Source organism: Mycobacterium sp. 1165196.3, assembly GCF_001673415.1.
In the GTDB taxonomy this organism is placed as follows: Bacteria; Actinomycetota; Actinomycetes; order Mycobacteriales; family Mycobacteriaceae; genus Mycobacterium; species Mycobacterium europaeum_A.
Map to the genome: position 1 here is coordinate 1 of NZ_LZLU01000143.1, position 19189 is coordinate 19189.

The following is a 19189-nucleotide window of genomic DNA, read 5'->3' on the forward strand; positions in this document are numbered from 1 at the left end:
GGTATGGCCGGGCGCCCGATTCGGTATTGGACGGTATCCGGAGCATTGTGGAAACGTCAGTGCTGCAAACCATTTCGAGGGGTGATGAGCAGTGCTGCGCGAGGACGTCACGATCGATGCCGAGGGAGCAATTCTCCACGCGTGGTGGTATCACGGGCGGCGAGAGCGCCGAGCGGGGAGGGCGAGTTCCTGTGTGGTCATGGCGCACGGATGGACGTCAACGAAGAAGATGCACCTCGACAAGTTTGCCGAGGTGTTCGCGGCGGCGGGACTTTGCGTGCTGGTCTTCGACCATCGGGGCTGGGGCGAGTCGGGGACAGCGCCCGGCAAGCCACGCCACGAAGTCGACCCATGGGAGCAGATCCGCGACTACCAGCATGCAATCACCTACGCGCAGAACCGATCCGGGGTCGACCCCGATCGTATCGGCGTCTGGGGAACGAGCTTCTCGGCGGCGCACGCGTTCGTTGTCGCCGCGATCGACCGGCGAGTGCAGGCCGTTTGCGGCCAGGCGCCGTTCATCAGCGGCCGGTCGACCTATGCCAACCTTGCCCGGGTGAACAATCAGGTGGTCGGCCCCCAGCGGTTCACCGCGGACCGGCGAGCCCGCGCTCGCGGCGCCCCACCGGAAATGGTGCCAGTCGTCGGGGCGGAGCCAACCACGCTGGTGGGCCTGCCCACTTCGGACGCCTACGCGTTCTTCACCGAGGCGCGCGCGGCGCTGGATCCGCAATGGCCCAATGAGGTCTCGTTGCGAAGCGTGGACAACTTCTACGGGTACGAACCGGCGCGCTACCTGCCCGACATCACACCAACGCCGTTGCTCATGATCGTCGGTCGCGAGGACAACTTGACCGGTGGGAGCCTGGCGGCGGCCGCGTACCAGACCGCGGCCGAACCAAAGAAGATCGTTTTCGTGCCCGGCGGCCACTTCGCGGCGTACACGGGCGACGGGTTCGCGCTGGCGGCCGGGGCGGCCCGGGACTGGTTCGCGACGCACCTCGGCTAGGAGAGCACGCGTCAAACGACCCAAGGTCGCTAAGCCCGCGTGCCGCCGCCGGTCATATGCGTCGTTTGCCGGGTGAAATGAGCCTGTCCGCGGTCTTATTCGCGGCGTCGAGCACCTCGGCCTGCCTGGCGGGATCAGACATGGCGCGCGAGATCGACACCGCCCCCACCATCAGCGCGACCAGGCTCCACGCCCGGCGTTCCGGGTCCGCGCCGTCAAATAGCTCCGCCATCCGCCCCGCCAGCGCGTTGATCTTGTGTTCGTACGCGTCCCGAGTGGACACTCCCGCCCGCGCCACATCGGCGCTGAGGGTCGGCATCACGCATCCGTCGTCCGGATTTTCCACGTGGTAGGCGCTGAGGTATTCCGCGACAAACGCTTTCAGCTTCGCCCTGCGTTCGGCCCTCGTGCCCGATTTCGTGTCGGAAACGAAAGGTTCACCGACGGCGGCCTCGACAATCGCCTCAAGCATCGCTTCCTTGTTGGCGAAGTTTGAATAGAAGGCCCCCGAGGTCACGTCCGCCGCCGCGGCCAGCCCGTCCACCCCGATCCCGTTGAAACCCGCGACCTTCATCGAGCGCGTGCCCGCACGGAGTAACGCGGCGCGCGCCTTAGCCTTCTGATCTGCCGGATATCTCATGAAGTGAACCCTTGTAGCATAACTATCGATATCTTACGTTCGCGAGGTCGGATCGATCGTCTGTCCGGCACAGGCCAGCGCGGCTGTAATGAAGTCGTCGCGCGCCGCATCAGTGATCGTGGCGTCCCACGCCAGCACCACCCGGCTGGGAGCGAGGCCGTCGGCCGGCACTACCCGCAAGTCTGGCCGCCGGTACGACACGGCCGTCGACCGAGGCAGAACTGCGAAACCTGCGCCGGCAGCGACTAATTCAAGCTTCTGCTCGACCCCGCTGACCGACGACTGCACTGCCGCGCGGCGCAACTCCGGGCTGGCGATGGCGTACCACTCGGGCACCGATGCGGGGTTCTGCAGCAACCGTCGCGGCGCCAAATCGTCCAGCGATACCGACGGCCGCTCGGCCAAAGGATCACCGGCGGGCAGCACTACGTCGCGCGGCTCCTCAAGGAGCGGCGCTGTCGCCAGGCCGGACAGGTCGAATGGCGAGCGAGCGTAGACGACCTGCACGTCGCCGCGGCGGATCACTTCGGCCTGCTCGTTCCAGGTCACCGGCACGATCACCGTGCGGCGAGCCGGGTCGCCCGCCTCGAACGCCCGGGCGGCAGCGGTCGCCAACAGCCCGGGTAGTACCCCGACCGTGACCACTACGGCGGGGGCTTCGGCCTGCGCTAGCCGCTGCTGCAGCGCCTGCACTTCCGTGAGCAAGAAACGGCCGTCGTCGAGTAGCCGCAAACCGGCAGCGGTCAGCGTCGTCCCGCGGGTGCCCCGATTGAGCAGCTTGATTCCCAGCTCGTGCTCGAGCGCGCGAATTTGACGGGACAGCACCGGTTGGGCGATGTGCAGGCGTGCCGCGGCCCGGCCAAAGTTGAGTTCCTCCGCCACCGCGACGAAGTAACGCAGCTTGCGCATATCCAGATCCACTGGAGCCATACCCAGAGGGTATCGCCCCCGGACGAGAAGGGTGTTGGACGAGTAGGAGCCCCCTCCTTGACCCTGAATACATGAGTCTGCACAACCAACGCGTCCTGATCATCGGGGGGACATCGGGCATCGGCCTGGCCGTGGCTGCGGCAGCCGCCGAGCGCGGCGCCACCCCCATCGTCGCCTCGCGCCGGACGCCTAGTGTTGAGCGCGCGCTGGGCTCGCTGCCCGCCGGCGCGGTCGGCGCCACCGTTGACCTCGCGGACCCCACGTCCATCGAGCGACTGGCCGAACGGGTCGGCCCGGTCAACCACCTTGTCTACACCGCGGGCGAGCCGCTGGAGATGGTGCCGCTGGCCGGGCTGACACCTGACGTTATCGCCGGCTTCTACCAAACCCGCTTCATCGGGGCGTGCAGCGCGGCCCGGGTGCTCGGGCCGCTCCTGCCCGCGGGTGGTTCGATCACGCTGACCAGCGGATCGGCCGCCGAGCAGCCGGAATTCGGCGCGTTGCCGGTAAGTCTGTGCGGCGCAATGAATGCGCTGACCGCCGCTCTGGCGGTCGAGCTGGCGCCGGTGCGGGTGAATGCTGTCGCCCCAGGTGTAGTGCGCTCGCCGCTGTGGGACAACATGGGCAGGGAGGATCGCGACGCGATGTTCGCTGCCGCAGCAGAACGGATCCCGCTGACCAGGATCGCCGAGGCCGACGAGGTGGCACGGGCCTACCTGTACTGCATCGAGCAGACATACTCCACAGGAGCGGTCGTCAAGGTCGACGGCGGCAGCGTCCTCGTCTAGTCGTTAGGTTGCCGGTCCGAAGGGAACACGTGGGGGCTGTAAATGCGGGCGTGCCGGCAGCCGGAGTTGGTTGGGGGTCTCCACAGCTTCGGCCACTAATTTCGTGTGCAGCTCCGATGCCAGCGAGTTCAGCGCGGTTGCCAGTGCAGGTTTGACGGGATCATCGTCGATGCCGGCGATCAACTCGCCATCGATCTTGTTGATGTCGGGGCGTAGCCGCAGCAGTTGGGTGAAGCTGGCATATCCGGCACCGGCATCATCGGCTGCCACGGATATGCCGCGATCACGCAGATGCGTCAGACCTGCGTGTCGGGTGCGGTGTGAGGGTCATTGATGCCTCTCCAGTCGCGGGTCGTCAGACGAGGTCTCGGCGAATCGCGCGTTGTCGGTGTATCCGCGTTCGGGCAGCCGCGGTTTCGACAGGGAGCACTCTCAGGATGTGTGCACCGATTGCGTGCCCGAGTCACTGCCCGATCTCGCTTCCCGCCTAATCACTTGCCACAGGCTTGGAGTGTTCTCAGTGGTCGACACGATCACGGTGCGACGGACCGCAGCCGCGTCCGCGGCCACGGCCACCAGATAGTCGGCCAAATCGACGCGCGCAGTGAACGCACCGACGGGATCAACCTCTCCGCATAGGTACCGGGTGCGCTCGGGAAGATCGAACAGCCCCGATGGGCGAACAACCGTCCAATCGAGGCCGCTGGCACGCACGATCTTCTCCATGCGCCGGATGTCGTCATATACAGTCTTGCCGATCGTGCGAGTCAGGACCGGCTCGATCAGCCGGAGCGACAACGGAACTCGCGACCGACGCACAGGAAATGCAGCTGTCGAGCTGACCACCACAAGGCGCCGGGTGCGCGCGCTGCGCATGGCGGTCACGATGTTTCCGGTTCCGAGCGAGTACGTGTCCACTGCGCCCCGAGTGAACGTGACACCCAGCGTTGACACCACCGTATCGACACCCTCGACGAGCGGCCGGACCGCCGCGGCATCCCGCACATCAGCCCCGGCGACGGTAAGCGTCGGCCCTGCCAGCGGGAACTCACCTGGCCTTCGGGTCACCGCGACCACATCATGGCCGGCGCGGAGGGCGATCGCAGTCGCCAGCCGGCCGGTTTGGCCATTGGCTCCAAAGATGACCAGCTTCATGACTTCTCCCCTACTATGCACTGTTAGTGATTATCACTATAGATGATGATCATGTGCGTTGCTAGACTCCGGTTCATGGCAAGGGTCGCGAAAGGCATCGCCAGCCTCGATGAACGCATCCCATTTCTGTTGTCGCAGTTGGGCTCCTACGTGGCGGCCGAGTTTCAGCGCCTGATCGCAGACAGCGGCGTGCAACCGCGCACCTATGCGGTGCTGGCTGCGCTGGCGGCGCGCAATGGCCAGTCGCAACGCGAGTTGGCGGCGCAGCTGAGCATTCACCGCAATGTAATGGTCAACATTATTGACGCGCTGGAAGCCGATGGCCTGGTGCAACGCAGGCCGCATCCCGCTGATCGGCGGGCGTTCGCGATCACCCTGACCGAGCGGGGCCACCGACTTCTGCTCAAGCTGGATGGGTCCGCCCGCGCGCTCGAAGATGCGGTCACCGCTGACCTTTCGGCACGCGAACGCGACACCCTGCGCAGCCTGTTGCAGCAAGTCGCCGGTAGCGCCGGACTGATATCGGGTGTGCACCCTGGATTGTCTGACGATCTCGCAACCTGCTGATCCGGTGGTCACCAGGTGGGCGCGTGAGCGTCAACGCACCCGTGTCAGGCTGCCGCGGTGTCGGCCGCCAACGCGAGAAGCGGGATGAGCACCACGGCGAACCCGAGAACAGCGATCGCGGTCACCCGGCGGTCCCCGACCAGTTTGTAGAGCAGGTATGGTCCCGCGATCCAGTACAGCTGAGCGGTGATCAGTCCGGGGAAGTAGGCGCCGAGCATGATGCTCCACCACGTGTGCGCGATGGCGTTGCCTATCGCGCCGTAGAAGATGAAAAAAATGGCGGGAACGATTGCGAAGCGCAGCCGAGTGGTCAACGCGATCACGCAGGCGACGATCATGACCGCGTAGGCGCTCATGTTGACCGAGACGAAGGCGTCATTCGAGTAGGGAGCCCCACCGTAGAGCTCGGCGAAGTGGGTTCGAAAGCCGGTGACGAATTCTTCGGTGAAGTGCACGAATTGCACAGCCAGGACGCAGCAGAAGGCGGGTAGGAATCTGTTGACCGTGGGCAGCGGCAGCCGACTTCGATAGCACCATACAAACAGCAACCAGGTGGCGACGACCCCCGGGATGAAGGTGACTTTCAGGCTGGCCCCATGGCTGGCAAGCCAGAACCCGACGCCCATCGTCACAGCGATCAGCGTGCCGGGCACGAGGTCCCGCTTCGCGATGGCGCGGTCGCCAGGCGCGCCGGCAACGCGCGCATCCAACTTGTCGACGAGCGGCTGAAATGACATGCTGGCTCCTAAAACGAATATTCGTTCTTTATAGTGAAACGAGCGTTCGCTGTCAAGGTAGAATCCGTGGTGATATGCCGAAAGTGACCGATGAGCACGTCGCGGCAAGGCGCCGCCAGATCTTGTCAGCGGCGCTTGCTTGCTTCGCGCGCGATGGGTTCCACCGCACTACGATGCAGGAGATCTTCAAAGAATCCGACCTCAGTCCGGGTGCGGTATACAGCTATTTCGAAGGCAAGGACGACCTCGTACGCGCCATCATCGCCGAGACGATGGGGTTCCTCACTCAAGCGGCGACGGTGATCACCGAAGCCCTGCCTGGTGGCCGTCTACGCCGGCCCGGCGAAGCGTTGGCAGAATTGATAGAGCAAAACCGCAACGTCGAACTGGGCACCGTCGAACAGCGCGCCCGTATCTTCCCCCACCTGATCGGGGAACAACAGCGCGACCCGGAACTCAACGCCGCCGCCCGCGCTGGGCTTTCGCGCCTACGCGACGGCTTTGCGACACTCGCGCAGGCCGCGCAAGAGCGCGGCGAACTCGCCGCGGCGATCGACCCCGATCAGTTCGGGCGGCTGGCTATGTCTCTGCTGCAGGGTGCCTTGATCCAGATCAGCGTGTACGGCGACGATATGGACCTCGACGCCTATGTCCGCACGGCCGTCGCTCTGCTTGACACGCCGCACGAGTCCGCTACCCGCCAAAGTTGACGCTGGGCATTCCGGATGCCGTGGCGTAATGGCCCGCGGGACTTGGGATTCGAGCTCGCGCGTAGGCTTTGTCCTTGCTGTAGTTCATGTCGCACGAGCGTTGCTTGTGCCGGCCGCGGCGGGGCGCGGCGTCCGTGCCGGTCCGTTGATCTACGGAACGTCGGGCACTGGCTCGCGCTTGGCGGCAACGGGAACCACGTTCGCGGCTGACACCTCCGAACGCACGTGGGGCAGTGTTGCGCTGAATAATGCGGCCGCCACGGCCAAGCCCGCGGCCAGCCACCATCCCAGGTCGAAGTCACTGACCGAGCCGACCGGTCCGAGCGCGGTAACCAGAACGGCGACGCCGAGCGCAGAGGCGACCTGTCTTCCGGAGTTGACGAGCGCCGAGCCCGTCGCGGCCCGAGCCGGTGGCAGCGCCGTGGCGCCCGCGGCCATCAAGGTGCTCAAGGTGAGACCGACGGCCACTCCACTGAGCAACATGCTCGGAAGCAGGTCGACGAGGTAGTCGGGTCTGGCAGTGGCGAGCAGGATGCGCCACAGAAACGCCCCGGCGAAGAGCGCATTGCCCACGGCGGCTACCGGCCCCGGTCCAATGCGATGGACGAGCGGGTTGGATGCCAAAGTGACCAACGGCACCACCATGGGTGCCGGCGCCATCGCTAATCCGGTCTGCAATACGCCGAAGTGCCATATGTTCTGACACCACAACGCATTTGACAGCAGCATGATTGCGAACGCTGCACTGAAGCAAAAGAAGGCGACGTTGGCCGTCGCGAAATTGCGGATGCGCAGGAGCGGCAACTCGAGCAGCGGCCGAGGGTGCCGCGCCGAACGCCACAGGAACAGCGCAGTGCCCAGCACGGCGGTCACGGCCAGGGCGATGGTGCCTGGCCCAGCCCAGCCCCATGTCGGCGCTTGAATCAACGCCCCGGTCAGCGCGGCCAACGCGACGATCAGCAGTGCACTGCCCGCGATGTCGGGCAACCGTTCACCAGAACCCGCAGGTTCCGCCGGCAAGACCCTGCGGCCAACGGCCCACGCTGCCAGTCCGACTGGCAGGTTGACCACGAACACCCACCGCCAGTCGAACGTGACCAGTAGCCCGCCCAGCACTGGGCCGCAGATGGCCGCCAATGAGCCGACTGCTGCCCATCCGCGCGCCACGGTGGTGCGTCGATGCGGCTCCACTGAGGACATCAGCAGCGCGAGCGACGTCGGAATCTGCGCGGCCGCGCCGGCGGCTTGCACGATGCGCGCGGCGACGAGGACCACAAGATTAGGGGCAAGAGCGCAGCCCAGGGAGGCGATGGTGAACATTGCGATGCCGCACAGAAAGACCCGCCGGTGGCCCATGCGGTCACCCAGCCGCCCGGCGGGGACGAGCAGCGCCGCTAGGCCTATGGCGTACGCGTTGAGCACCCACGACGTTGCCGAGAGGGATTGGCCGAAGCCGCGAGCCATGCCCACCAGCGCGACATTGACGATCCACAGGTCGAGGTTGGACATGAAAATCGCTGCGACGATAACAGCCGCTTCCGCCCACCGGATATAGCGGTTTGATTTCCCAACCATCATGGTCAGAACGCTAGCGGGCGACCCGTTCGGTATGCAAACCTAAGAAGATGACGAACGGCGCACGCGAGGGACCGTTGCTCACCCCTGCGGTCCGCGGAACACCGTGTTCCATCGCCGCCGCGCTAGAGATCATCGGCGACCGGTGGTCATTGCTCATCCTGCGAGAGGTCAACCTAGGGCACCACCGCTTCAGCGACATGGTCCGCAACACCGGCGCGTCCCGGGACCGCCTGGCGGCTCGTTTGAAGGCGCTTGTCGCCGCGGGCGTGCTGGAGCGCATCGAGTATCAGCAGTCACCGTCCTTGTCGGCGTACCACCTCACTGACGCCGGTCGCGAGCTGTCGCCGGTGCTGCACGTGTTGCGGCAGTGGGGCGATCGGTGGGCAGTCGCACGGCCGCCGGTCACTGTCCGCCACCGCGACCACGAGTTGCGGCTCGGCGGCACCTGTGACGTCTGCGGTGAGCCGGTCCACGAAGATGATGTCACCCGCGTTCGTCTCGGCGAAGACGCCTGAGGTCGCGCCACCCGCGTCCCGCGTAGGCGCTCGACGTCCACGCCGTCGCCACTGCCCGACACTCCGGCTGATGCCTAGGCGTTGGAGCCCCTCGATTTGGCGGCGGCACCCACGTGACGCCGGCAACCCCGGCCACGATAATCGCCACGGCGGTGCCCGCCGACGCAACGGAATGAAGATCCCAAAGCCCGGCACTTTTCCTAGATCGCAGGCCACGGTGCCACTTGAAGTGGCATCGACGAGTCCTGGTGCAAACCTGTTGAGCTTGCCCTAGGGAGGTCAAACCGAGACCGCGTTGGGCACCATTTCGATCCACCAGGAAGACGGCCACCAGGAAGACGTGCGTGACGAGCGCACCGAGCTGGTAACCGCTGCGCAGCGAAACGGGCGCCGGAAGAACTTTTCGGCTACCGAGTACGGGGCGCCGCTGCGGCCCATGTGCCGGGTGGCCTCGGCGTCGACAACGCCATGATTGGGTCGATCTTCGGCTCGATGCAGATCAAAGTTCTCGACGCCGCATCTGGAGCACCCAAACCCGCTCGCGCCAGCGGTCTTTGACTACATCGAGCCCTTCTACAATGCCAGCCGCCGGCACAGCGCCTTGGGCTGCGCCGCGACACAAGCTTTGTGAACTTATCCGCGCGGGTCCGCGGTCTCGCCGTCCTTTTCGTAAATCGGGCGCATGATGCCGCACGAATTGGGCGCCACCCTCGATCGACATACGGCCCAGGCACAGTGTCTTCCAATACCTTGAACGGCGCGCCGCACGGCTTGGTGACGCCCTACCACACCGCCCAGGACTGGGAGACCACCGTGTGGGGTATCGCTGATCGCTGGTGACGCCTTCAGCATTGCGCACCGACTCTTACGAGATGAGTATCGTGGGTAGCCGGCACTTCGATTTCGAGGGCAAGTATTCGTTTGAGTGCCGAAATCAGTTCGCCGACGCAGTCCTCGCCCGCTGGACCATCGTATCGCCACGCGATGTGCCCATCGGGCCGCACTAGTACAGGCGCGGTGTACAAATCCCGATACTTCTTGTCGCAGGGGACGTATCCCCCGTTTCCGATCTGAATAAGTGAGATCGGGATACCCAGTACCCGGGTAGTGCGCACAACGGCAGCGGTCCACAATTCGGGCTGGCTCGAGACGGCGAGCGTAAAGTTTGGTCCCCATAAATCGGACGTGGAGACTTTCCGGCCCTGGGGATCGCGAAGCCATGCGTGGGGTGCGCGTGCGCCCGGGATGATGCTTTCAACATAAGTGCCCAGCGAACCAGGCGGCGGCGGCTGTCGGTCGCGTCGGATTATCGCCGAGGACGTATAGAAAGTCCCGAGTTGAAACCCGGTGTGCAAGACGGCATTGACGCCGTGAGTTGCGCCATGTTCGGTGAGAAAGGCCAAGGCCTCGTTCGTGAGGCGCCCTCCCCCGAGTGCTTCATGCTCCCCGAGCATGACCGACGCGGACAAGGCCTGATAGTTCATTGCGTTATAGGTGGCGAGTTTGACTACCTGCAGGGCTTTGGACTTTCGTTCCACCTCATAAGTGTCTAGGAGGGAGTCGCTCGCATGGCCCTGCAGGACCAGGGCCAGTTTCCACGCAAGATTGTTGGCGTCCTGGACACCGGTGTTCTGGCCGAATCCGCCCCACGGCGAATGCCAGTGCGCGGCATCGCCCGCGAAAAAGATGTTCCCTTCACGCCAGGATCGCAGCAGCCCCGTCGAGTAGTCGAATCGCATCACCTTCTTGACCTCTATCGGGCACGAGGGATCACCAATCGCGCCCCTGATCCGCGCCACCACAGTTGATTCGGCCGGAGGGTCCTCTTCATCGTGTTTGAAGCTGTATCGCCAGAGTCCGGTTGTCGGGTCTTGACTACCGAACCAACCCGCATACCGTGGGTGAAGGACGAAGGAGTGGAAGAAACCGTCTTGTCCAAGAGTATCTTCGAGCGGAGCGACGAACTCGACGAGTATTTGGTTTTCGAACGCTGGACCGTGACACTGACCTCGACCGATCCGGTTACGAATGAAGCTATGTGCCCCGTCGCAGGCCACAAGGTATCGGCTTCGGATTACTTGAGTCTCGCCGGTATCGACGTTTTCGATGCGGGTGGTAATGCAGGTGGGGCCAGACGTCGTTACGTCAACGACACGGCAGTGAAAGCGGATGTCGACCGAGCTCCATTGCCGGGCTTGTTGGAGCAGGGCGGACTCGTAGTCGGATGCGGCCACCTTGCGTGGGTACACAGGTGTCAGGCGGCTCCATTTTGCGATGTAATCGTCGAGCGTTCCTAGCGACTGGCGGACACGGCCAACCGGTCCAGCGTTCACCGTGACGTAGAAGCCCTGGCCGTTCGATTGAGCGATCGGCCAACCGCGGCCTTCGAGGAGATCCCAGACGCCCCACTGCCGATACAGTTCCCCGGTGGACGCGTGGATATACTGCCCCTTGGGAAGAGGTGTCGTCCCCGAACGTCTCTCGAATAACTGGACGTCAATCCCGCTGCGGCCCAGTAGGTATGCGTGGGCCAAACCGACCGCGCCACCGCCACAGATCACAACGTCCGTATCGAACTCACTGTTGGGCAATCTTCGGCTCCTCAAAAGATTTGATGTTCAACGTGTGCCGCAGCGCGTCGCTGCGGATCTCGGATCCAGTCAGACCAGGACCCCACATAAAGGTGAGGGGTGACGCCCGTCGCGGCCTGCAGTGTGAGAACCTCCAGGGCCGACAACACCCCACCGCCGCAGTACACGATGACATCCGAGCCGGAGCTAATGCCGGCGTTGTGGTAGAGCACCTGGATCTGTTGCAGCGCACGCAGATCCGAACGTGGCGTCCATTGCTCAATGGCCGGTAAGTTGACCGCTTTGGGGATGTGTCCGCCCACGAAGGTTGCTTCATCTCGCGCATCTACCACGATAGTCCCAGGTGACCTGGCCTCGACGTCCGCGGCGGTGACCGTGGGCATGTTGTCGGGGTGCAGGCGCAGTGATCCGCGCGGTAGGGCGTGTCGATGTGCGGGACCTTCCGCGACGGCTCCGCCAGCGTCTCGCCAGGCCTGCAATCCACCGTCGAGGAGACGCACATTTGTCAGCCCCGCCCAACGCAACGTCCACCATCCCCGCGCGGCAATGGCTGGGGTGCGCGCATAGACAATGACTTCGGTGTCACTACGAATGCCCCAGCCGGTGAGCTGTTCTGCGAGAAGGGTGATGTCCGGTAGCGGCAGTGTCCCGGTTTGCTCCGTGGGACGGCTAGCGAAGACTTCCCGGATCTGTGCGTGAAGGGCTCCGTGAATGTGGCATTTGCGAAAGTCTCGGTACTCCTCCGTCGGATCGCCGAGTCGGACGTCTAGGAAACACCGGTCAGCTGAAGGCGTGCTGAGGAGGTCGCTCGCCTGCGCCACAAGATGCGAAGGAAATGTCGTGTTGACCGTCACGATTGCACACGGTCCTTTCCGTATCGAACGGGGGTGGGTTACGCCGGAATATCGTCGGAACCTGGTCTGGCGGCGCACTCGACGAGTATTGGTCCAAGACTGTGACTTTCGGTCGTTGTGGGTTGTGCGCCTCCCGTCGGTGTGGCCTTACGACCCCGGACGAAGGGGATGGACACTAGCGCCAAAAGCGCGACGCCGACGATGTATCCCGATACCGCCAAGGGCGTGCCGGTGCGATCGAGCAGCAGAGTGACCAGGTACGGGGCCAGCCCGCCGCCAAGGACACCCGAGAGTTGGAAGCTCAACGAGATTCCCGAATACCGGTACTGGGCGCGGAACCCGTTGTAGAAGAGGGCACCAATGGTTCCCATCATGGCTCCGACGCAGACCTGGCCTACGCCAAGCGCGATGGTGATCGCCACGATATTGGCCGTCTCGACGATCAGCATCAACGGAACGGCCCAGACGACCATCGCCAGCGCACCACCGACCGCCACCCGGCGGATTCCGATACGATCGGCGAGCATGGCGAATCCCACGACTGACGGAATCGAGATGAACGCCGAGATGAGGATGGCGGTGAGCACGGCGCTCTTCGCGACTCCTAGGTCGGCCGTGGTGTACTCGACAACCGCAACGACGAGGATGTAGAACACGGCGTTGACGGCGATGTTCGCTCCGGTGCAGGCGAGAATCTGACGCCAGTCGTGCCGAACCGCTTCCGCGATGGGCGATCGCTGGAGCTCGACTTGTGTTCTGCCCGTTGTGAACTCGGGGGTTTCGGCAACGCGATTCACTTGCCTATAGCCGACGATTCCGAGTATCCCCCCAAGGATGAAGGCGATGCGCCATCCCCAGCTTTGAAAGTCGCCGCTGGACAGGGTTGCGGTCAGAGCTAGGAAGACACCGTTGGCGAGGAGATCCCCAACCGGGACGGCGATTTGGGGGAAGCTGGAAAACAGACTCCGCCGCTTGTCGGGCGCGTGTTCTGCAGAAAGAAGCAGTGATCCGCCAAAGCCGCCGCCGACCGCGAGACCTTGAACGACCCGCAGACAAACCAGCAAGACCGGCGCGGTCAGCCCGATCTCGGCGTAGGTGGGCAGAAATCCTATTGCCGCGGTAGACAGGGAAACTCCGGCCAGAACGATCTTCACCATCCGCCGGCGACCGAATTTATCACCGAAGTGGCCGAAGACGATACTGCCGAGCGGGCGCGCAACGAACCCCACAGCGAATGTGGCAAACGACGCGAGGACTCCCTTCATGTGTCCAAGCGACGGGAAGAACGCCGGCCCGAGCACCAGCGCTGAAGCGAGCCCGTAGAGGAAGAAGTCATACCATTCTAGCGACGAGGAGATGATGGAACTTACCGCCGCTAAGCGCATTTGGCGAGAACCGAGCGCGGTGCGAGTACTGTTGGTCATCGGCCTTCTGGTTGTCTGCGGTGTTGTCGCGACGGATAGTGGGCATAGGGTCGGCGCGCGAAAAGCTGATGCGCGGCCGCTAACTCAACTGACGCCGTCTATTCCCATTGATCTTGTTGCACAGCCACTAGCACCTCATCCCCTCATCCGCGACCTGAGATCCCCGCCGATATACACGTCAGCGTCGTGAGGGTTACGCCGGATGCACTTGGGTTGCGAAACCCCACGGTGGCGACTGCGTTGCCGTCAGCCACCAGATCGTTGCCGGCCACTGCCAACGACACGAACCTCATCATTTGCCTAACTCGTTACAGAGGAAGCGATGTGGCTACGGTGCCCTTGGACGCCGGCACTCGCCCGAGTTCAGGAACATCTGCCGGACAACGATGGTAAGCGAGCGATGAAATCGCCGAACAAGTTTCGGTCGGCAAACTCGTCGTCACAATCCGGCGGGTTGAGATCACCGAGGGCCCGCGCACATTCGAACAATCTGCGCAGCCAGCGTGACCGAGTCGCATCGTGCATTCGACACCGACTGCAATGCCGGTCCGGCTGCCCCGCTAACCTCTATACGCACGGAAGTCCCTCTCGAACAACAGTGGTGTGTGCCATGACAGGCAAGCCTCTGCGGGCGTTGTGCGTGATGAAGGCTACTTACTGACTGCACGATGGAAATTATGGTGGGTGTTGATTGGCTGTCAAAGTCGCATGAATGAGAGCGCACAAGGGCCAGCCACCTCGATGAGGCGGTGGACGCACGGTGGGTGACCCGCGACGCGACTACCGTGTCGACGTGCTCGCGCGAGCGCTTGCCCGCCCGACGACCTTGACGAGTCCGGGAAGTCTGCAGCCTGGCCCCGATCAGCACTCAGCTGAGGCTGATTCGATCGCCGACATTGCGGATCGCTTGAGGCACTTTGAGAATGGCGGTACCCCGAGCGCGACGACGCGACCAGAACCACCTCCTAGGCAATAGAATCTTGGATCTCAAAACTATGACGCTGAGCAGGATGGAATATCTGCAACGCCCGTTGCCGCAGATCCAGGCTCTGTCGAACAAATTAGGATTCGATAGGTACCGGCGTGCTCGATGGCATGCACGTGCGCTGGGTGAGACCGCCACCTTCGATTGTCAGTAGCGCCCGGGATTCGGCAAGCAAGGACGCCACGAGAGTCACACGGTTGAGCTCGTCCTAGAGAGGTCTAACCGAGACCGCGTTGCACACCATTTCGCTATGGACATGATCATCGCCAGGACATCGCGACGATTGGACGCCGGTTGATGGCGCCGTCGGCTTGAGCTTTGGCAATCCAATCAGGATCTACCATCTCCCAGCACCCCAAATCTGCCATTGACCAATGTCACCATTTGGTGTTGACTGCGTTGCATGACGGACGGCGTTCCGGCTCGCGGGTCATTGCGATCCCGCGGCGCGGCAGCGGTAAGTGCGTACACCCTGCGGCCGATCACCAGCGTTATCCCGCCCGAACGGGGGTGGGGTCTGTGGTTATCGCGCCAGATCGTCGCCAGAATCATGGGGACATTCGGCCCCTCGCTCGCGGGCACCCGCGTCGAATCCGTCGACACCAGGCTGCCCGACGGCCGCCGCGTCAAGGGCGAATGGGTCTATGGACCGCGCACGCCCACCAGCGGCACCGAGCGATCGTCGACGAGCGAGGGTGCGATCTACTACGTGCACGGCAGCGGCTACGCCGTGTGCTCGCCAAAGACCCACCGCCGCTTGACAGCCTGGTTATCGGCCCTGACCGGGCTGCCGGTGTTCTGCATCGACTACCGACTCGCTCCGAAGCATCGCTTCCCCACCGCGGCCGACGACGTCCGCGCCGGCTGGGACTGGCTGGTCGACACGGGCATTGTTCCGCCGAAACACATTGTGATCGCTGGGGATTCGGCGGGTGGTCACCTGTCCGTCGACTTGCTGCTGCAACCCGGGGTCGAGCACCCCGCCGCCATGGTGCTGTTCTCACCCCTGTACGACCTCACGTTCGAACTGGCGCTGGCCCGTGAGCGGATACGCCCCGATCCCGCCACCCGGGCGGCGAACGCGGTCCGCCTCGTCGGCCTCTACCACAGCGGCATCGACCTCACCCATCAGCGGCTGACGCTCGACGTCGCCGGGGGCCCCGCACTCCCCCCGACTCTGATCCAGGCCGGCGGCGCCGAGATGCTGCAAGAGGACGCGCGCCAGCTCGCCGCCGACATCCAAACCGCCGGTGGCAGATGCGAACTGCAGATCTGGCCCCATCAGGTGCACGTCTTTCAGGCGCTGCCGCGCATGACACCAGAAGCCGCCAAGGCGATGGCCTACGTCGCGCGCTTCATCGCGCACGCCCTGCAGGATGCGCGCGCCGTCACCGAAGGGACCCGCTGACATGTTGGACAGACTCCTCAACAGGCCGAAAACGAGCCAGGGCGCCTCGGCCGTGGTGACCGGCGCCGGCAGCGGCATCGGGGCCGCGTTCGCCATTGAACTCGGCAAGCGCGGCGGCGCTGTCGTGTGCAGCGACATCGACCAGGCCGCCGCACAGCAAACGGCCGACACGATCACCGAGCAGGGCGCCAAGGCGACCGCCATCCGTTGCGACGTATCGAGATTCGAGGACGTGCAGGCGCTGGCCGAACAGTCGCAGGCCTGGTTCGCGGCCCCACCCACGCTGGTCATCAACAACGCCGGTGTCGGCGCGGGCGGTGCCGCCATCGGTGACGCACCGCTGGACGATTGGGGGTGGACCCTGGGCATCAACCTGTGGGGGCCTATCCACGGCTGCCACGTGTTCGCCCCGATCCTGCGCGAGGCCGAGCGGTCACGCGCCCCCCGCGGCATCATCAACGTGGCCTCGGCCGCGGCGTTCGGAGCGGCGCCCGGCATGGCCGCCTACAACGTCAGCAAGGCCGGTGTGCTCTCACTCTCGGAAACCCTTGCCGCCGAATTGGCCGGCACGCCGGTGCGGGTCACGGTGCTGTGCCCCACCTTCGTCAAGACGAACATCCTCGAATCCGGCAGGATCAGCGAGCAATCGAGCGAGCTGGCCGCAAAACTGATGCGCTGGACCGGATTATCCGCCGAGAAGGTCGCACGGGACTGCCTGGACGCTCACGACCGCGGCGAGCTGTACTGCATGCCGCAATTCGACGCCAAGATCGGCTGGAACATCAAACGGCTGGTCCCACAGACCTATACGCGTGCGGCCGGCCTGGTGTCCCGCATCAACCTGCCCTGATCACCGAACGAAAAGGAGCTCCCGATGGCCATCGACATGGAAGCCATGCTTGCCAAGATCAAAGACCGCCAGTGGGCACTCGCCGACATCGACTGGGATGCGCCCGGCGCCGAACTGATCAGTGACGAACAGCGGCCACAGCTCAAGGCTTTCATGGCCGACCTGTGCTGGATCGAAAACATCGGGGCCAGGGGCTTCGCGGCGCTGGCGAAGAAGGCACCCACACCGACCATCGCCGAGATCTACCGCTACTTCCACGCCGAGGAGCAGCGCCACGCCAACGCCGAACTGGCGCTGATGAAGCGCTGGGGCATGCTCGAAGACGGCGAGATTCCCGAGCCGAATGTGAACATACGGTTGGCGATCGACTGGTTGGACCGCTGGGCCGACGACATGCCGCTGTCCCTGCTGGGCACCGTCATTCCGATGCTCGAAGTCGCACTGGACGGTGCCCTGTTGAAATTCCTCCTCGACGAGGTGCACGACCCGCTTTGCCACCAGGTTTTCGAGAAGATCAACAATGACGAATCACGCCATCTGGTCGTCGATTTCGAAGTTCTCGACATGATCGGACACGCGAAGATCCGACGGTTGCTGATCGACTTCGTCGGCCACAATGCCACTCCGGGCCTCATCATCGGTGCGATCATGGGCGCGCCGCTGATCAACAGGATCCGCAACGAGATCACCGCCATGGGTATGGAGCCAGAACGCCTCTACCGGGCTGTCAAGCGGTTTAAGGAGCTTGGTGACCGCGGCGAACGCACCAGGCGGGTACCCACTTATCGTTTCCTGAGGCGCTACGCCGGGGTGGTCACCAACCCCCGCCACCCGTACCACCTGTTGGCGAATTCGATGGTCTGGCTTTCCGACCGGTACCCGCGGCCGCTGCTGCCGTCGGTACCCACCTGGGTCGGAGAACTCACCCACGAGCCGGCGGCATGACCGTGGCGAACAACCGCGCCCACGCGACGCTCATCATCGGGGCCGGTTTCACCGGCCTGGGGGCGGCCATCCGTCTGGCCGAGGCCGGCATCGACGACGTCGTGCTGCTCGAACGCGCCGACCGCGTCGGCGGGACCTGGCGCGACACAACGTATCCCGGCGCCAGCTGTGACGTCCCGTCGCTGCTGTACTCCTACTCCTTCGTCAAGAACCCGACCTGGTCACGCACCTACTCACCCGCCCCCGAGATCTACCGCCACCTCGAGGACATGGCGAACCGGTTCGACATCCGCAGCCGCATCAGGTTCGGCCACGAAGTCAAGGACTTGACCTTCGACGAGGAAGCCGGCATCTGGATCGCGACCACCAAGAACCGCAAGAGGTTTCGCGCCCGCACCGTCGTGCTCGCCTCGGGCCCCTTGTCCGACGTCAGCTTCCCCGACATCCGGGGCCTGGACAGCTACCGCGGACACAAGATTCACAGCGCACGCTGGGATCACGACTACGACTTCGCCGGCAAGCGGGTCGCGGTCATCGGTACCGGCGCCAGCGCCATCCAGATCGTCCCGGAGCTGGTCAAGCGCGCCGGATTCGTCAAGGTCTTTCAGCGCACACCGTGCTGGGTGTTGCCACGCTTGGACGTCGCCACCCCGCCGGCCGTGCAATCCTTGTTCACCAAAGTACCTGCTACCCAACAGCTTGCGCGCCAGGCACTGTACTGGGGCCACGAGGCAAGCGCCACGGCCCTGGTCTGGGACACACCGCTGACGTCGCTGGTCGCCCGGCTGGGGCGGGCCCACCTGCGCGCCCAGGTGAAAGACCCGTGGCTGCGCCGTCAGCTGACGCCGGACTTCCGACCCGGATGCAAACGCATGCTGGTGTCCAGCGACTACTACCCGGCGCTGCAACGCGACAACTGCAAGCTCATCGACTGGCCGATCGCCACGTTGAGCCCGGTCGGCATTCGCACCAGCGACGGCATCGAGCACCACCTCGACTGCATCGTCTTCGCCACCGGCTACGACGTGCATCTCACCGGTCCGCCCTTTCCGGTCACCGGGCTCGGCGGTCGCTCGCTGGCCGCCGAATGGGCCGCCGGCGCACAGGCTTACAAGAGCATCAACGTGCACGGGTATCCGAACCTGTTCGTCATGACCGGGCCCAATTCCGGACCGGGCCACAACTCGCTGCTGGTCTACATCGAGGGTCAGCTCGACTACGCCGTGCGCGGCATCACCACCATCCTCAACGACGACCTGCGTTATCTCGACGTGCGTGACGAGGTCCAGCGTCGGCACAACGAGGACCTTCAGCGCCGGCTCACCAAGACGACCTGGATGTCGGGGTGCCGCAGTTGGTACCTCACCAAGGACGGATTCAACGGGTCGATGTACCCAGGTTTCGCGACGCAGTATCTTCGCCAGATGAGGGATTTTCGATACGAGGACTACCAGGCGGTGGCACGCCGCGCCCAGACCCAGGCCACCGCGTCGGCCTGAAGGC

The 19189-nt window shown here is 64.3% G+C and carries 18 protein-coding genes; 9 read left to right on the top strand and 9 right to left on the bottom strand.

Going from position 1 to position 19189, the window contains the following annotated elements; genetic code table 11:
* Positions 1-91: 91 nt before the first annotated feature.
* Positions 92-1009, top strand: a complete 918-nt coding sequence (locus A5659_RS15495) for an alpha/beta hydrolase (RefSeq protein ID WP_255361676.1) — start codon at positions 92-94, stop codon at positions 1007-1009.
* Positions 1010-1061: 52 nt separating this feature from the next.
* On the opposite strand, the gene A5659_RS15500 is transcribed toward A5659_RS15495, so the two are convergent.
* Together A5659_RS15500 and A5659_RS15505 are read right to left on the bottom strand one after the other, a co-directional pair.
* Positions 1062-1649: a TetR/AcrR family transcriptional regulator gene (locus A5659_RS15500; RefSeq protein WP_066876996.1), complete on the bottom strand. Its 588-nt coding sequence runs from the start codon at positions 1647-1649 to the stop codon at positions 1062-1064.
* Positions 1650-1682: 33 nt separating this feature from the next.
* Entirely contained in the window at positions 1683-2579 is an 897-nt protein-coding gene (locus tag A5659_RS15505) for a LysR family transcriptional regulator (protein WP_067140369.1), read from the bottom strand.
* Between the two features lie 71 nt (positions 2580-2650).
* Between A5659_RS15505 and A5659_RS15510 the strand changes: the two genes are divergently transcribed.
* Positions 2651-3367, top strand: a complete 717-nt coding sequence (locus A5659_RS15510) for an SDR family oxidoreductase (protein ID WP_067182286.1) — start codon at positions 2651-2653, stop codon at positions 3365-3367.
* A gap of 3 nt (positions 3368-3370) precedes the next feature.
* Here the strand turns inward: A5659_RS15510 and A5659_RS15515 are convergent, their stop codons facing one another.
* Positions 3371-3667, bottom strand: coding sequence for an EAL domain-containing protein (locus A5659_RS15515; RefSeq protein WP_082976074.1), 297 nt, complete (start codon positions 3665-3667; stop codon positions 3371-3373).
* 132 nt (positions 3668-3799) lie between these two features.
* Positions 3800-4522 carry an NAD(P)-dependent oxidoreductase gene (locus tag A5659_RS15520; RefSeq protein WP_067182293.1) on the bottom strand — a complete coding sequence of 241 codons (723 nt, stop codon included), beginning with the start codon at positions 4520-4522 and terminating at the stop codon, positions 3800-3802.
* Between the two features lie 75 nt (positions 4523-4597).
* Between A5659_RS15520 and A5659_RS15525 the strand changes: the two genes are divergently transcribed.
* Positions 4598-5089, top strand: coding sequence for a MarR family winged helix-turn-helix transcriptional regulator (locus A5659_RS15525; protein ID WP_067182296.1), 492 nt, complete (start codon positions 4598-4600; stop codon positions 5087-5089).
* Between the two features lie 44 nt (positions 5090-5133).
* On the opposite strand, the gene A5659_RS15530 is transcribed toward A5659_RS15525, so the two are convergent.
* On the bottom strand, positions 5134-5826 hold the full coding sequence (locus A5659_RS15530; RefSeq protein ID WP_082976075.1) for an HXXEE domain-containing protein: 693 nt from the start codon (positions 5824-5826) through the stop codon (positions 5134-5136).
* Between the two features lie 83 nt (positions 5827-5909).
* Between A5659_RS15530 and A5659_RS15535 the strand changes: the two genes are divergently transcribed.
* Positions 5910-6536 carry a TetR/AcrR family transcriptional regulator gene (locus A5659_RS15535; RefSeq protein ID WP_197498028.1) on the top strand — a complete coding sequence of 209 codons (627 nt, stop codon included), beginning with the start codon at positions 5910-5912 and terminating at the stop codon, positions 6534-6536.
* A 150-nt stretch (positions 6537-6686) separates the two neighbouring features.
* Here A5659_RS15535 and A5659_RS15540 read toward each other — a convergent pair whose 3' ends face one another.
* Positions 6687-8114 carry an MFS transporter gene (locus A5659_RS15540; RefSeq protein ID WP_082976076.1) on the bottom strand — a complete coding sequence of 476 codons (1428 nt, stop codon included), beginning with the start codon at positions 8112-8114 and terminating at the stop codon, positions 6687-6689.
* 47 nt (positions 8115-8161) lie between these two features.
* Between A5659_RS15540 and A5659_RS15545 the strand changes: the two genes are divergently transcribed.
* Entirely contained in the window at positions 8162-8629 is a 468-nt protein-coding gene (locus tag A5659_RS15545; RefSeq protein WP_066868908.1) for a helix-turn-helix domain-containing protein, read from the top strand.
* A gap of 845 nt (positions 8630-9474) precedes the next feature.
* Here A5659_RS15545 and A5659_RS27055 read toward each other — a convergent pair.
* The 3 genes from A5659_RS27055 to A5659_RS15560 are packed head-to-tail and all read right to left on the bottom strand — an operon-like array spanning position 9475 to position 13498.
* The gene (locus tag A5659_RS27055; protein ID WP_197498029.1) at positions 9475-11220 is read right to left on the bottom strand and encodes an FAD-dependent monooxygenase; all 1746 of its coding nucleotides are present in this window, start codon (positions 11218-11220) and stop codon (positions 9475-9477) included.
* Positions 11221-11231: 11 nt separating this feature from the next.
* Entirely contained in the window at positions 11232-12074 is an 843-nt protein-coding gene (locus A5659_RS27060; RefSeq protein ID WP_197498030.1) for a sulfurtransferase, read from the bottom strand.
* A gap of 38 nt (positions 12075-12112) precedes the next feature.
* Positions 12113-13498 carry an MFS transporter gene (locus A5659_RS15560; protein ID WP_082976079.1) on the bottom strand — a complete coding sequence of 462 codons (1386 nt, stop codon included), beginning with the start codon at positions 13496-13498 and terminating at the stop codon, positions 12113-12115.
* Between the two features lie 1388 nt (positions 13499-14886).
* Here A5659_RS15560 and A5659_RS15565 point away from each other — a divergent pair.
* The 4 genes from A5659_RS15565 to A5659_RS15580 are packed head-to-tail and all read left to right on the top strand — an operon-like array spanning position 14887 to position 19185.
* Positions 14887-15891, top strand: a complete 1005-nt coding sequence (locus A5659_RS15565) for an alpha/beta hydrolase (RefSeq protein WP_067182307.1) — start codon at positions 14887-14889, stop codon at positions 15889-15891.
* Position 15892: 1 nt separating this feature from the next.
* On the top strand, positions 15893-16741 hold the full coding sequence (locus tag A5659_RS15570) for an SDR family oxidoreductase (RefSeq protein WP_067182310.1): 849 nt from the start codon (positions 15893-15895) through the stop codon (positions 16739-16741).
* A 24-nt stretch (positions 16742-16765) separates the two neighbouring features.
* On the top strand, positions 16766-17686 hold the full coding sequence (locus A5659_RS15575) for a reductase (RefSeq protein WP_067182313.1): 921 nt from the start codon (positions 16766-16768) through the stop codon (positions 17684-17686).
* Positions 17683-19185 carry an NAD(P)/FAD-dependent oxidoreductase gene (locus A5659_RS15580; protein ID WP_067182315.1) on the top strand — a complete coding sequence of 501 codons (1503 nt, stop codon included), beginning with the start codon at positions 17683-17685 and terminating at the stop codon, positions 19183-19185. Before A5659_RS15575 ends, A5659_RS15580 begins: the two co-directional genes overlap by 4 nt.
* Positions 19186-19189: the final 4 nt, after the last annotated feature.